This window comes from Pseudomonadota bacterium, from assembly GCA_026388275.1.
Classification (GTDB): domain Bacteria; phylum Desulfobacterota; class Syntrophorhabdia; order Syntrophorhabdales; family Syntrophorhabdaceae; genus JAPLKB01.
Map to the genome: position 1 here is coordinate 103217 of JAPLKB010000034.1, position 13407 is coordinate 116623.

At 38.4% G+C, this 13407-nt stretch carries 15 protein-coding genes; 4 read left to right on the forward strand and 11 right to left on the reverse strand.

The features are described from left to right. Positions 1 to 106: 106 nt before the first annotated feature. The 8 genes from NT010_09435 to NT010_09470 all read right to left on the reverse strand — a co-directional run bounded on the left by NT010_09435 (position 107) and on the right by NT010_09470 (position 6243). A complete protein-coding gene (locus tag NT010_09435) occupies positions 107 to 298 on the reverse strand; it encodes a 4Fe-4S binding protein (protein MCX5806269.1) in 192 nt (63 codons plus the stop codon). A 2-nt stretch (positions 299 to 300) separates the two neighbouring features. Then, positions 301 to 2244: an FAD-dependent oxidoreductase gene (locus NT010_09440; protein ID MCX5806270.1), complete on the reverse strand. Its 1944-nt coding sequence runs from the start codon at positions 2242 to 2244 to the stop codon at positions 301 to 303. 106 nt (positions 2245 to 2350) lie between these two features. Then, positions 2351 to 3121, reverse strand: coding sequence for a flavodoxin family protein (locus NT010_09445; protein MCX5806271.1), 771 nt, complete (start codon positions 3119 to 3121; stop codon positions 2351 to 2353). A 47-nt stretch (positions 3122 to 3168) separates the two neighbouring features. Continuing rightward, a complete protein-coding gene (locus NT010_09450) occupies positions 3169 to 4056 on the reverse strand; it encodes a hypothetical protein (GenBank protein MCX5806272.1) in 888 nt (295 codons plus the stop codon). Then, on the reverse strand, positions 4037 to 4633 hold the full coding sequence (locus NT010_09455) for a prepilin-type N-terminal cleavage/methylation domain-containing protein (GenBank protein MCX5806273.1): 597 nt from the start codon (positions 4631 to 4633) through the stop codon (positions 4037 to 4039). Before NT010_09455 ends, NT010_09450 begins: the two co-directional genes overlap by 20 nt. Beyond that, entirely contained in the window at positions 4614 to 5012 is a 399-nt protein-coding gene (locus NT010_09460; protein ID MCX5806274.1) for a type II secretion system protein, read from the reverse strand. Before NT010_09460 ends, NT010_09455 begins: the two co-directional genes overlap by 20 nt. Next, the gene (locus NT010_09465; GenBank protein ID MCX5806275.1) at positions 5009 to 5491 is read right to left on the reverse strand and encodes a prepilin-type N-terminal cleavage/methylation domain-containing protein; all 483 of its coding nucleotides are present in this window, start codon (positions 5489 to 5491) and stop codon (positions 5009 to 5011) included. Before NT010_09465 ends, NT010_09460 begins: the two co-directional genes overlap by 4 nt. A 2-nt stretch (positions 5492 to 5493) precedes the next feature. Beyond that, entirely contained in the window at positions 5494 to 6243 is a 750-nt protein-coding gene (locus tag NT010_09470; GenBank protein MCX5806276.1) for a glycosyltransferase family 2 protein, read from the reverse strand. A gap of 94 nt (positions 6244 to 6337) precedes the next feature. Between NT010_09470 and NT010_09475 the strand changes: the two genes are divergently transcribed. Next, positions 6338 to 7324 (forward strand): AAA family ATPase, encoded by a 987-nt coding sequence (locus NT010_09475; protein MCX5806277.1) that lies wholly within the window; start codon positions 6338 to 6340, stop codon positions 7322 to 7324. Then, complete coding sequence (locus NT010_09480) at positions 7321 to 7950, forward strand: response regulator (GenBank protein MCX5806278.1); 630 nt, start codon at positions 7321 to 7323, stop codon at positions 7948 to 7950. The genes NT010_09475 and NT010_09480 overlap by 4 nt, the downstream gene beginning before the upstream one ends. Positions 7951 to 8111: 161 nt before the next feature. Here NT010_09480 and NT010_09485 read toward each other — a convergent pair whose 3' ends face one another. Both NT010_09485 and NT010_09490 read right to left on the reverse strand, forming a co-directional pair. Continuing rightward, positions 8112 to 10256, reverse strand: a complete 2145-nt coding sequence (locus NT010_09485; protein MCX5806279.1) for a glycoside hydrolase family 57 protein — start codon at positions 10254 to 10256, stop codon at positions 8112 to 8114. Positions 10257 to 10313: 57 nt separating this feature from the next. Further along, on the reverse strand, positions 10314 to 10808 hold the full coding sequence (locus NT010_09490) for a YfcE family phosphodiesterase (GenBank protein ID MCX5806280.1): 495 nt from the start codon (positions 10806 to 10808) through the stop codon (positions 10314 to 10316). A gap of 186 nt (positions 10809 to 10994) precedes the next feature. On the opposite strand from NT010_09490, the gene NT010_09495 reads away from it, so the two are divergent. Then, entirely contained in the window at positions 10995 to 11375 is a 381-nt protein-coding gene (locus NT010_09495) for a hypothetical protein (GenBank protein MCX5806281.1), read from the forward strand. An 85-nt stretch (positions 11376 to 11460) separates the two neighbouring features. Here the strand turns inward: NT010_09495 and NT010_09500 are convergent, their stop codons facing one another. Next, positions 11461 to 12057, reverse strand: a complete 597-nt coding sequence (locus NT010_09500; GenBank protein MCX5806282.1) for a class I SAM-dependent methyltransferase — start codon at positions 12055 to 12057, stop codon at positions 11461 to 11463. 64 nt (positions 12058 to 12121) lie between these two features. On the opposite strand from NT010_09500, the gene bamD reads away from it, so the two are divergent. Next, the gene (bamD, locus tag NT010_09505; protein ID MCX5806283.1) at positions 12122 to 13369 is read left to right on the forward strand and encodes an outer membrane protein assembly factor BamD; all 1248 of its coding nucleotides are present in this window, start codon (positions 12122 to 12124) and stop codon (positions 13367 to 13369) included. Positions 13370 to 13407: the final 38 nt, after the last annotated feature.

Below are 13407 nucleotides of genomic sequence, written 5' to 3' on the forward strand. Positions count from 1 at the left end.
GATCGGCGAAAACGACAATTTTAGGAAGCTATTTATGCTTCAGTCAAGAACCGCGCAGCATTTACCCAGGCAAAAACCGCGTGGCATTGACTTCAGCAAGCAACTCTTATTCATCTGAGACCGGGAAGATTATCCTGATCGCCTCAACCGGACATTCGGCAGCACAGAAGCCGCACTCCTCACAAAATTCTTCCTTAATTTGAACTTTTTCATCTTTTAAAAAAAGGGCCAGCGGCGGACAGACCTCGACACAAGCGCCGCAACCTGTACAGGATTCTTTTTCAATAACCGGTATCATAATTATATCTCCATTCCAAGTCGATAGCCATCGTGTATTGCATTGAGCAGTCTTCTCGGCTTTTTTGCATCACCGACAAAATAGACCTCTTTCTTGATATTATTCAACATATTGCTCCAGCCTGATAATGCAGCATTCCTCTGAGCTACAACGATACTGTCGAATCCTACTGTCCTGGCTTCTCCTTTGCCTTCAATACTTAATTCATTCCCATTCACTGCCGTGACTTTCGAGTTCAGCATGATTGCCGCCTTCTTCTTTTTTAATAATTGTATGTATTGCCAAAGGTAAAAGGGGTTCACATCGCGGCCGAGTTTACTGCTGTTTTCCACAATAGTAATATTATATTCCCCGTTTCTTAAAAGATAAATCGCCGTGCCGAGTCCTGCGCCTTCGCCACTGATAATTAACACGCGTTTCCCCGGCATTATCCCTTTTTTAATAATATCTTCCGGGATTAAAGGATTTATTGAAAAAATTCCGGCAGGTATGTCAACATTTGCGCCTGCAGCAATTATAACTGCATCTGCATCGCATTCATTAAGCGTTTGAGAAGTAAATTCAGCTCCAAGCCTTATATCAACACCATTGCGCCGGCATTCCCCTTCAAGATAGCTGACAGGCCTCATCAGCTCTATTGCCCCTTCATCAACCTTTGATGCAAGCAATATACTGCCGCCTAAGACATCGCCCTTCTCGTAGAGGGTAACGTTATGGCCTCTTTTTGCGGCCACGGCAGCGCACTGCAATCCTGCAGGCCCTCCTCCGGCAATAATGATATTTTTCTTCTTTTTTACAGGGGGAAACCCATAGTAACCCCATTTATCGTCTTTTTCATGGCCCAACGACGGCCTTACAGAACACATAATCGGCTGGTGAAAATAAAGTCGTGAAAAACAAACATTACAGGCAATACAGGGAATAATCTCGTTCTCTTTGCCTTCCTTGGCTTTCCGGGGGATCTCGGGGTCGGCAATCATGGGACGGCATGCCTCCCAGAAGTCTATTTTACCTTCGGCAATTGCCCGTTCTGGTATATCAGGCAAAAACTGGCGAAAAGCCATCGTAACCGGGAAATCCACCGCCTTCTTTATTGTCTCAGCCACATAAAGCCAATGCCCCATAGGTACATCCCTTGTAATGACCGATTGGGAAGACTCATGCCAACCTATAGTTACGCTCAGGTAATCAGCCCCGGCCTCTTCTGCAAGACGAAAACTCTCTATGCTCTCTTCAACGGCATTCCCTCCCCGGTCATCAAGGAGCTCAAGGCCGCATAAACGGATACCTACAGGTACGTTTTTGCCTACTTCTGCTTTGACACCCTGTATTATTTCCATCATAAGGCGGCATCTGGCCCGTATGTCACCGCAGTAGTCATCCTGTCGTTTATTTGTGTAACGTGAAATGAATGTGGAGATAAGATAACCCACTATGCCAGACAGTTCTATCATGTCATAGCCTGCTTCCACTGCCCTGCGTGCAGCCTTGATATGGTCACTTACGGATTCCTTTATCTGTTTTGCTGTAATTTCTCTTGGAGCTTTAAAGTACGACAGTTTCTGGGGCACAATTGACGGCATAAGGCAATAATCAAGGTCTACTCCACCTTCTCTTCCGCAATGCAAAATCTGAATGCACGATAAAGCCCCGTTGTCTTTAATGACTCTGGCAATTTTGGCAAGTCCGGGTATAAAACGGTTATCATCAATACTCATCATACCCTTAAAACCCTTTCCCTCCCCTTTTGAGTCAGGATAGGCTCCCTGTGTAGTCACAATCCCTGCTCCGCCTTTTGCCTGCGCCTCCATGTATGCTACTTCCTTATCGGTAACATAACCATCGCCGTAATTAAAGTTTGTCTCTGTTGCAGCATATTTTATACGGTTCTTTATTGTCAGGGATCCGATGCGTCCTGTTGAAAAAATATGGGGATATTTCTCCATGTCATTCCTCTTTATTTTTTATAATTTTATTTTATATGCTTACCATAGTGAACATTAGTAAGTCAACCAAAGGCAACGGCTGGAGCTGCTGTATGTTATTATCAGCTTACACAAAAATTGTCTTAGCCTTTTCAATAGCACGTTTTTTAAAGGGACGGAATTTCATCAAAATATTAAATACAGATGGTATATTTATAATATGTTGATTTGCACGTTTTTGTGTTTTTGGAGAAATTCTGCCAGTTGTCGCCAGGTCTTTTCCTGCCTGCTGAAATGCCTCATATACATCATAAATTTTAGGATATTGTTTTTCCTTTTCCGACGATTTACCATGCCCGATAAGTTTGCCCGATTTCCGTACAAGAGTTCCCACAATCGGTGCATCCATAAATTTAGAGTAGGTTCTGAAATAAGAAATCACATTCTTTGGAGTTTCATCCTCGAGATTGTCACAACATACGAGCAATACTAACGGTTTAGAACAAAGTTCATGATCTATGTGATGAAAAAACAGACCGCTCTTCGATAATTGCAGCTTACACGAATCACCTGTTGAATTAATTCTATCCAAAAAAATCTTAAGCAGACCTGACATATTAAAAAGATAAACCGGTGTGGCAAATATCAGAATATCTGCTTCTCTCATTTTATCAAATATTTCCTTAACGTCATCTTTGTCTTCATAGATACATTTCAAATAGCTTTTTTCCGTATGACAGGCCTGGCACCCGATACAGCGGTTAATTCTGTGCTTTGTTAAAACAACAGTCTCGAATAATGCCCCTTGTTGAGCAGCACCTGTGGCTATCTTATTGATCAGGAAATGCGTAAAACCTTCATCGCCTCGATGGCTTGCATTTATCGCCGTAATTTTCATTGGGACCCACCTTTTTATTCATTTTTGTAAAAGTACTTCTGTTGATATTATATCTTGAATATCACTATACTTGTTTGCGGGCTTGAAAGGTCAGAACTCAATGAATAATGAAGCGTTACATAATAAAAATCGCTGCGAGCACTGCTTTTGAAAGATATTACATCGGTAAAAACACTATTTACCGGAATAAGTACATAAAAAGGAGACACCCCTGTATTGAATCTGAACAGTGCCTGCGGGGAGGGATCCGGCGGATTATCAGGCTGGGGCAGGCAAATACCGTTATTCTTTTTGTAATACGGGTTTGATGTGTCCAGCGTATAATCATATACCTGCCCTGCAGCAACATTAATATCCTGCAGACAATCATTACTGCCGGCATTTAACAGGCTTATATCTATTTGAAAAAGATAGATATCAGCATTATAGTTATTCATGAGGGGTATGTGAACTTCTTTATTGGCCCCCTCACCCTGATGAGGGAGATTTGCAGAACCAGGCACCAATGTTAACCCGCCTGTTAAGGCATAGGCAAGAAAACTTTTTATGCTTACTTCTCTTGTTGCACTCCCGCACATACCGCGAGAGATCAATGTATTGGTGGTTGAATTATAGTTTATCCGGAAGCTTCCATTTCCAAAATTTATTGTTGTCCAGTTTGGAGGAGAGGCTATATATGTTGTCGTATTATAAAGAAATGCATTAGGAAAACCGGGATTGACCGGGTTGTTGTTCTGATCATTTGCATACCTTATGGCAAATTCAGCTCCGGCATTTGCAAGATTCAGCGCCTGATAGGACTGTGCCTGGAGAGGATAGCTTCTCTGCTTAACATCCATAAAAGAAACAATTCCGGCACCGATAATACCTACAGCAACTATTATTCCCATAAGAATAATAAGAGACATGCCTTTATCAGTAAATTCGATCTTCATAACAACCCCCGAAATCCCTCCCTGTAAAAATGCAACTGCCTGTTGTTGTGTAATTCTTTGGACAAACATTTGTAGCATAGCTCTGCGTCAGTCCACCCTGAGAAACTGAAACCGCTACCTGTGCAAAAGTGTTTTGCGGCAATGCCCCTGTAGGTGCAACAGTAAAATTAGTTATATTCCTGCCAATGATTTTACTCGTCGTATAGCTTGTGCTTGAAGGGCCGGAGTCTCTGTAAAGGTCTGTGCCCGACAGCCTGAATCTTACGTATACGTTGGTGCTGGCGTCTGTGGCAACAACATGACTTTTCAAGAAGGCAACGCTGTTGCCCGCAACGGAAACAGACTTCGCATCTCTTAATTCCCGGGAAATTCTCTCAACTATATATGCAGCTTCCTGATGGATACCTCTCTGGCTTTCCATCGACGTATAAACCTTTGTAAGATCAACAAAAAAAGTAAAGGTAAACAAAGCAATAACGGAGAGAATAACGATGGTTATTATCATCTCCATCAGTGTAAAACCACGGCATTGTTTAAAAACACCAATATATGCTTTACTACGGTCTTTGAGTAACAATTGTAAACGCCTTATATTCATAATTGTTCGGTTCCTTCACATAAACAACGATTTTCTTATATTTAGTATAATCTGTTATCGGGGGACTAACTGTCGATATATCGGCAGAGGCCAATTGTTGAATCGTCCATTTCCATTCATAACCGGTACTGCCAGGCACTGCAATATATGTTGACTGTGCTGGAGGGAGGCTGCTATAAGGATTTCTCGTTATATCTTCCATCTTATGCTCAGCTATAAACCTTGCTTTTATAATTGTTTCCGGGGCAGTCCCGCTTTTTATTGCTCCGGAAAATGCAATAAAGGCAAGTGGCACAAATATTCCTGCAACAACAATGAATATTATAAGTTCAATCATTGTAAACCCGTCTTTTTTCAAGGCAGTTCCTCAACTTTTCCTGTAATTGCCCAAACCTTTATTTGCTTTGAACCTATCGATACTATACTGTCTCCTCCACTAGTTGGTTCTCCAAGGGAATTGAAAGTAAACATTATTGTTATACCTGCAGTAGCATTTCCCGGAAGCGTTCTGGCTTCGCCGGCCATATTATATCCGCCGGAACCGTTTGTAAATGAAATGCTCTTAGAAGACATGGTGCCCATTGCAAGAGTTTGAACATATTGGATATCCGCCGTTGCCTGATCCACCCCTGCAACAGTGCTTGTCTCGGAAGTGGAAAAAAATCTGTATCCTATGGTTATAACAAGAATACCGATAATAATAATTACAATAATTGTTTCAAGTAATGTAAAACCGTTGGCTTTAGGTTGAAAATTGAACCACTTTATCGGGGATATGCATTCCCGGCAGGAAGGGGCAGAAATTGCAGATCGCAAAAAGCGCTGAATCAGGAACATACTTACTTCCTGAAAAGATTATATTTGATAATAGTAAATACAGCCTTTACACCATCTCTCCAGGTAATTTTCTTTCCTTCTTCATAGCTTCTGCCGTAATAAGAAATTGGCACTTCGTATATCCTGCAGACTTTCTTTGCCATCTTTGCTGTAATTTCAGGTTCAAAACCAAACCTGTTGGATTCTATCTGTATCCCATCCAGCATCTCTCTCTTAAAAGCCTTATAACATGTCTCCATATCCGTAAGATTTAGATCGGTAAACATGTTAGACGCAAGCGTAATCAATTTATTGCCCACATAGTGCCAGAAATAAAATACTCTATGGGTTCCTCCCAAAAATCTCGATCCATAAACAACATCTGCCTTTCCCTCAATAATAGGTTCAAACAATGTGGGGTAATCTTTGGGATCATACTCCAGGTCCGCATCCTGTATAATTATAATATCTCCCATGGCAGCTTTTATACCACTTCGGATAGCTGCGCCTTTACCCATGTTTTTTTCATGAAATATGACCTTTACATCAGTTAAAAAAGTTCCTTCACCCTTACCAGGTGCTGGAGTGGCAGAAGGGGTTAATGGTGAACTATGAACAGAGAATCGCGAACTTAAGTATTCCCTTGTCCCGTCTTTTGAGCCATCGTCAACTATAATAATTTCTTTATTATAGGGCGTCTCTTCCACTTTTTTTAAAACATAGGAAATTGTATTAATTTCATTATATGCTGGAATTATCACGGATATAAGCATTTGTAAAATATTATACATAAAATTATACAAATAACGATAGTATTATCAAATATTTCTTGCATAATATTCAAATATTCTGTAAAAGTAAAAACAAATGGACATCCCATATCTGGAATACTTTGGTCTTAATGAAAAACCCTTTGGACTGACGCCTGACCCGCATTTTTATTATGAGTCCATCACACACAGAGAAGCCGTTGACCATCTGAAGTTTTTCCTGTCCCAGAAAGAAGGATTTGCTTCAATTTACGGCGACGTAGGTACAGGAAAAACCGTTTTATCCCGTATATTCATAGATTCTCTTGATAAATCAATATATAATACTGCTCTTATTTTAAACCCGATAATGGATGAAAAGGAGTTTTTGCATGAAATTTTAAAGGAACTCAATATTTCTCATGATAATTTATCAAAAAAAGAGATGTTTGATACATTTCAGTCGTACCTTCTTGAAGAATTCAGAGAGGGAAAAGAAACCATAATTATTATTGATGAGTCACAATTACTTTCAGATGAAATGCTTGAATTCATAAGAATTCTTTCAAATCTTGAAACAGAAAAGGAAAAAATACTTCACACAATCCTTTTAGGGCAACAAGAATTGATAGAAAAATTAAAAGAACCGCGTATGAGGTATTTATCTCAAAGAATAACCGTCATATACAGACTTAAACCTCTTTCTTTGAGAGAGGTTAATCTTTATATTACCCACAGACTTCTAAAGGCAGGTTCTAAGGGATTTTTGCAATTCAAAGACGATGCAATCAAACTTATTTACTCTGCATCAAAAGGATATCCGAGGCTTATTAATGTCATCTGTGACAGATGTTTGCTTCTTCTCTATTCAAAATCCGAAAGGACAGTTGATGAAAGCATTGTGAATACGGTGCTTAAAGAGGAGAGCATCTCTACATTGGCAGATATGACTAAAGTAAATAAAAGACTTCCTTCGCTCCCTTATCTTGTAGCGGCATTAATTGCAATTACTCTTCTCGCACTATCCTTAACGAATTTGATTTCAGTAGAAACTATTTTTCATAACATATTACCATCTCATATATATCGTGGGGGCATTAAATGAAAAAAATACTTATTGCAGACAAGGACATGAGCTTAAAGGATGCGTTCCGTGTTGTTTTTCCCAGCGATGAATTTGATATAATATTCACTTCAAATGGGAAAGAAGTAGAAAAAATATCAGAAGAATATCGGCCAGAAATATATATTCTTAATACCAGGCTTGAAAAAAAAGATGGTACAGATGTTTATAAAGAATTAAAAGAAAAAAATATGCTTCAGAACGTACGACTTTTTTTCTTGAAAGATGAGGGCATAGAATTAAATCTTTCCAGTTATTATGATATAGATGGAGTCATTGAAAAACCTATTAATTTTTTTAGAGTCCATCAAATGATAGATAAAGAAGACATCCTTCCTGAAATAAAAATTGCAAATAAAGTCGAAGATAATGAAATCCAAGTAGCTACTTTGACGAAAGAAAGAACAATCGCGCTTGAAGATGAGTTGAGAAATATTATTTATGATTCAATAGAAAGTATAAAGATGAGCATTGCAGATAGAATAACACCAGTGATCTGTCAATACATAGAAGAACAGACAAAAATGATTCTAAATAACGCAGCAGAAAAGGTCATACGGGATGAAATGGATAAGCTTTTAAACTTAATAAGAGAATCAAGAAGATAACCGCATATTCCTTCAAACAATCCAAGTACAGGACGAGTTAGCCCCGGTAATATCAAAGAATCTATTCAGGACGCTCAGCGTGCGAGAAGGGGAGGCTCTGACGGCTTGGCCGGTGGAGGGGGCGACCGGGTACCCGTTCACGGGTGTCCCGGTAAAGGAAGCTATACATACCACATTTCCATCTCAAAATCCTTTGAAGGCACCTTGGCTGTGATATAGCCCCTTACAGGAATTCTATCTACCAGCATCTCTTTCATTTTCAAGGAAGACCATATATTGATCTTGTCACCGGCAGTAACACCAAGAGATTCAAAATCAACTTCCATTTCCAGAATTGCAGAGAAGGCGGCTTTAATAGGTAAAGGGCTTTCGATTACTCTCCCTTTGACATGGTAAACCATTTCAAATGTACTTTTTCCTGCAACAGTTATTTCAAAAGAAATATCATTAATATTCTGGATAAACGATTTATCAATATCTACTCTCATATACAGTGAGTGTTCATCAAATCCAAAATAGAACCCCTTCATGAGTAAAACAGAATCATGCATTGCAGCCCCATGCCCCTTACCTTCCAGAAAACCTGATCCCATCCATTCAAAATAGTTCGATACCCCTCCATCTATTTTTGGATGTATAAAGTTCATAGGTTCTATTGTAGGTTTTACTTCCCTATCCTTGAGTATTACTGGGATGCTTAGTTTTTCGGGAGGCTCCTCACCCAAAAATCTATATATATTTGAGAGGTTCTCACGAAAGAGAAAATCGAATATTTCGTCACTATCAGATGAATGCTCGTCGCCGTACCACCAGTTCCAATCACTGCCTTCGGCAATATAAAGGGATTCCCATGCATTTTTATTCAGCCCATCCGGGTCCTTCGCTTCCAAAAAATCTCTTGTCTCGGAAAGCAAAGTCCAACTTGTATTATCCTCTATATGACCAATCCATATGGAAAAATTATTGCTGATCCATGAGCCTGCAAAACAGTGTGACAATGTGCCGACATCTTTTGTATCTTTAAGTATCTCAGAAACTGTCTGGCAAATAATATCTTTTTCCTTCAGTATACCCTCATAAAGATAATTAAAAAAATCTCTTCCATCGTTTCTGTAGCTTTCCCATGCATTTTCTCCATCCATAACAATTGCCACAAGAGGCTTCCGGATCTTGTCTTTTACAGATTCTCCTATTTTTTTTATCCTTCTTATTAAATCTGTTGCTGCATCTTTGGGATCTGATTTGGAATAATGGAAGGAAATAAGATCGGATAAATATTTATCCCTGAAAATAATATTGATTTCTTTACCTGATTTCTCAAAGCGGTATGGCTTGTATAACACTTCAGGGTTTATAAGAAAACCCTCATTGTCTCTTCGGCCCTCCTGATTCAAACTTCTGTAAAGGATTTCCTCATCCGTTGCAACCCATTCCACATCATGCTCCATGTACAATTGAAGGGCATCAACACTTACAGAGCCTTCCGGAGGCCACATCCCTTTTGAATTAAATTCAAACACATGATAAAAAAAATCTTTTGCCTTGCTGATCTGGGCTGATGCATCTTTCGGACTGGCAAAGAGTTTTTCAGGCAAGCTGCATTCAGGCATCGCATCCCGTGCAATCCTGTTATCGATTAAAAGCGGGATTATAGGATGATAAAAAGGCGATGTGGATAGCTCTATGTTGCCATTTAATGAAAGCTCTTTGCACAACGGGATAATGCCTTTTAATATATCTTTTTGAACATTTTCTAAAATACGCTTATCATCTTCGCCGTATCCCTTGCCTTTAGATTTTAGATATTTCAAATCATCATAATGCTCATAAAACAACGGATCAATCCAGGAAAGAAAAAACAAAACCTGTGTATCCTGATAATCTTCATCGTTAAAATACCCTAAAATATCCTTAATATGCTCCTGGGGATAATAGAATCCCCTCTTCCGTAACAGTTCATAATACCTCGGAAAAGGTCTTATCATATTGTCCCAGTTTGCATTAAAAAAATTCACCAATAAAAATATTTTTTCATTTTCCGAAAGTTCCTTAGGTGTCTTTTTGAATATCTCCAGATATGTATCTTTTACGTTTAAATCTTCATAATCAATAAGCTGCAGCAATAGTGATGGGACAAAATTAAAATTCTGTCGTATACCTTCAAATTCCTTTAGCAAAAAAGGCATATCATAGTAGTCTTTTGTGCCGTGAAGCAAAACCCAGGGGAGCAGATATTCGCCATTGTACAGGTTTTTATAATACGGTTGATGCATATGCCAGATGAATGACAGGTAGATATTATCCATAGTTTTAATCGTAAAAATTCATTATTTTTCTTACCATCCTAATCTTTTTAACCTTGTTTATCCATAAAAATCATCTAATTTAAGAAGTCTGAACACTATTTCATTATCACTAATTTCCATAATACCCGCTGTGCCTGGAGGGGTATAGGGTTTTCTGAAAGAACCCGGGTTAAACATAACTATATTACCCTTTTTTGCATGAAACGGTATATGTGAATGACCAAAAATAATGGCATCAACATCTTGAAACTCAGTGGAAACAAACATATCAACAAAATATGGAGGGCCTTTGCCGTGGATAATGCCTATCTTCTTACCATTAATTTCTTCTACCCTTTTATCCGGAAGAATAGCCTTCAGGTCATGGTTATCCATATTCCCTCTGACAGCCTTCAGATCCCAGTTACAGAGATATTCATAAACTCCCATTCCTATCATATCGCCTGCGTGAATTATTATGTCTATATCCGAAAAAATTGTTTTTATTGCCGATTTAAAGCCATCAGTGGCTCTATCAAGGTGTGTGTCAGCAAGAATTCCTATTTTTACCATGCCTGATATACTTTATATAAAACAGTTTTTCATGTCAATGGCTTATCTTTAATAAATAAAGCCTCATAAACTGATATGTGGAACCCATGAGCCTGCAACGACAAATACATGTTTATCATATAATCAGAAAAAGCATTCACGTTATTGACAAAATACTCAGGAACATTCAGTATTAAAGAGATTGTTATGGACAAAAAGGAAGATAATGTCTGTAAAGACGATTGTTCAACAAAAACACCGGAACTTATAAAGATTATAACGGTCAACGGGATAGAAATCACTGGGAATATATTCCTTCTTTCTCCTAATCAGGGATGTTGCGCACAGACCCTATTGCCATTTTGGGCAAAAGTAATCGGCAGAATAAAAAACTGCACTACAAAAGAAATTTTCATAAGAATTAACATAAACCTCTTTGACAACAACGAAAATGTGGTCAGCAGATGTTCCGATATAATCATACTCGATGCAGGTCAAAAAGGGGAGTTTGATGTAAAATTAACCAGGCAAAACAAAAGCATAAGCAAATACTCAATTGAAGCTGAAGCGGTAGATGAATTTATTTAGCTGACATGAGTGAGCGAGGGGGAGAAACTCCGACAGCTTTGCCGGCAGAGGGGGGCTACTTGGTAACCGTTCACCGGTGTCACGGTCATTGTTTTTTATAAACAAAAAGCCGGTATTCCCTGTCACTCACCGGCAAGGTATAAGGCATTACATAATCCAATTCAAAACCCCGATATATTACCTGGTCCTCACCTTTACCCTTTAGAATGAATGCACAGCCTCCTGTCCGTATGTGTCTTCCTCCACTTTCCAGTATCGCCTCAATGCTGCCAAATCCTTTTACAAGCATTGCATCTACTTCCATAGAATCAAGCGCTTCTACTCTGCCATATGCTGCTGTAAAATTTTTTAAATGCATTGTTCTTTTTATATGCCTTTGGAATTGGATCTTCTTCAGACTTTTGTCAACTGAAATAATTTTAAAGTTTTCATTCAATATCGCAATAGGAATTGCAAGAATTCCGGCACCGGAACCCAAATCAAGAATGGATTTCATTTCTTGCATATATCCATATAGAAAAAATGCATCATATAATAGTTCGCTAACAATACGATTTATTTCTTTCAGGCCGGTAAGGTTCATGCGCTCATTCCATTTCTTAAGTTCAAGAGCATAGGAGCATAGTTTGTTTACTGTTTTTTCATTATACTGAATATTGAAAAAATTTAGTCCTTTCTGCATTATTTTCTCTAACTCCATTGCACTTAAGGATAGCACAAATAAATTTCTTCTGTTATAATTAAGCATGCATAAAATTATAATCCTTGTAGTGGCATGTCTATTATTATTTTCATGCGCTTCCAAAACACCTAAAAAATCTGAAAATCCTGGCGATATTTACGTAGAGGGCGTCAATTATCTGAAAATGAAAAAATATGATAAAGCCATAGACGATTTCTCTTACATAAGGGAAAATTTTCCTTTTGACCCGATTTCTTTTATAGCATCGGTTAAGCTTGGAGATGTATACTTTGCGAAAAAAGAATACATTCTCGCATCAGGTGTATATGAAGATTTCTTTAATACCCACCCTGAAGATGAAAATATCCCTTATGTACTTACAAGGCTTGGTGAGTGTTATGAAAAGCTGTCCCTTTCTTTTGATAGAGACCAGGCATATACTTTAAAAGCAATTGAAAGATACGTTTACTTAAAAAACCGTTTTCCTGCAAGCAGTTACACAAAAGATACTGATCTAAAATTAAAAATACTGAGTCAGAAACTTGCTGACCGTGAGTTGTATGTCGGTGAGTTCTATTATAGAACAGACCAGTATAACGCATCCATTTTGAGGCTTGAATATTTCCTGAAAAAATTTTCTTACGCTAAGGGCATAGACAAGGCACTCTATTATCTAAGTATGTCATATAGAGCGATTGGGAATTTCCAAAAAGGTGATTTTTACTCTGATATCCTTAAAAAAGAATACCCGAAAAGCTTGTTCGCAAAAGCAGCTGCAAGAGAAAGAAGGAGTCTCCAATTAGCAAAGGCTGACAAAGCACTACCCATTGAGGGAACCAAAAAAAAAGAGATTGAATTAGAGCCTCAGCCAATAAAAACAAAAGCAGAAGAACAAGAGGGAAAACTCGCATTTTTTGATGAGACTAAACCAATTGATATAGTTTCCGACACCATGGAAGGTTTTGATAAAGAGAAATATGTAATTTTTAAGGGAAGTGTTATTGCAAGACAGGAAGATCTTTTTATCTTCTCCGATATTATTGAAGCTCATATGAATGAAGTTACAAATGAAATTGAAAAAGCCTATGCAAAGGGAAATGTTAAAATTGTAAAGAAAGAGCGTACAGCAACATGCAATGAAGCAGAATTTAATAATACAAAAGCCGAAATCATATTAAAGGGCAATGTAATTGTCTATTCCGGTCTGGACAAACTGACAGGTGAAATTGTAACTTACTACGTTGATGAGGACCGGGTTGTTGTCGAAGGCGAAAAAGAGAAAAAGGCACATATCACCGTAACACCTAAATAACTATGCTCCTTTGATATGCTTTAAGAAAGGATTGGGCG

Excerpts from the sequence above, each read along its gene's own strand:
- NT010_09435 (MCX5806269.1), bottom strand. The coding sequence starts at position 298 with ATGATACCGGTTATTGAAAAAGAATCCTGTACAGGTTGCGGCGCTTGT.
- NT010_09440 (MCX5806270.1), bottom strand. The coding sequence starts at position 2,244 with ATGGAGAAATATCCCCATATTTTTTCAACAGGACGCATCGGATCCCTG.
- NT010_09445 (MCX5806271.1), bottom strand. The coding sequence starts at position 3,121 with ATGAAAATTACGGCGATAAATGCAAGCCATCGAGGCGATGAAGGTTTT.
- NT010_09450 (MCX5806272.1), bottom strand. The coding sequence starts at position 4,056 with ATGAAGATCGAATTTACTGATAAAGGCATGTCTCTTATTATTCTTATG.
- NT010_09465 (MCX5806275.1), bottom strand. The coding sequence starts at position 5,491 with ATGTTCCTGATTCAGCGCTTTTTGCGATCTGCAATTTCTGCCCCTTCC.
- NT010_09470 (MCX5806276.1), bottom strand. The coding sequence starts at position 6,243 with ATGCTTATATCCGTGATAATTCCAGCATATAATGAAATTAATACAATT.
- NT010_09475 (MCX5806277.1), top strand. The coding sequence starts at position 6,338 with ATGGACATCCCATATCTGGAATACTTTGGTCTTAATGAAAAACCCTTT.
- NT010_09480 (MCX5806278.1), top strand. The coding sequence starts at position 7,321 with ATGAAAAAAATACTTATTGCAGACAAGGACATGAGCTTAAAGGATGCG.
- NT010_09485 (MCX5806279.1), bottom strand. The coding sequence starts at position 10,256 with ATGGATAATATCTACCTGTCATTCATCTGGCATATGCATCAACCGTAT.
- NT010_09490 (MCX5806280.1), bottom strand. The coding sequence starts at position 10,808 with ATGGTAAAAATAGGAATTCTTGCTGACACACACCTTGATAGAGCCACT.
- NT010_09495 (MCX5806281.1), top strand. The coding sequence starts at position 10,995 with ATGGACAAAAAGGAAGATAATGTCTGTAAAGACGATTGTTCAACAAAA.
- NT010_09500 (MCX5806282.1), bottom strand. The coding sequence starts at position 12,057 with ATGCAGAAAGGACTAAATTTTTTCAATATTCAGTATAATGAAAAAACA.
- bamD (MCX5806283.1), top strand. The coding sequence starts at position 12,122 with ATGCATAAAATTATAATCCTTGTAGTGGCATGTCTATTATTATTTTCA.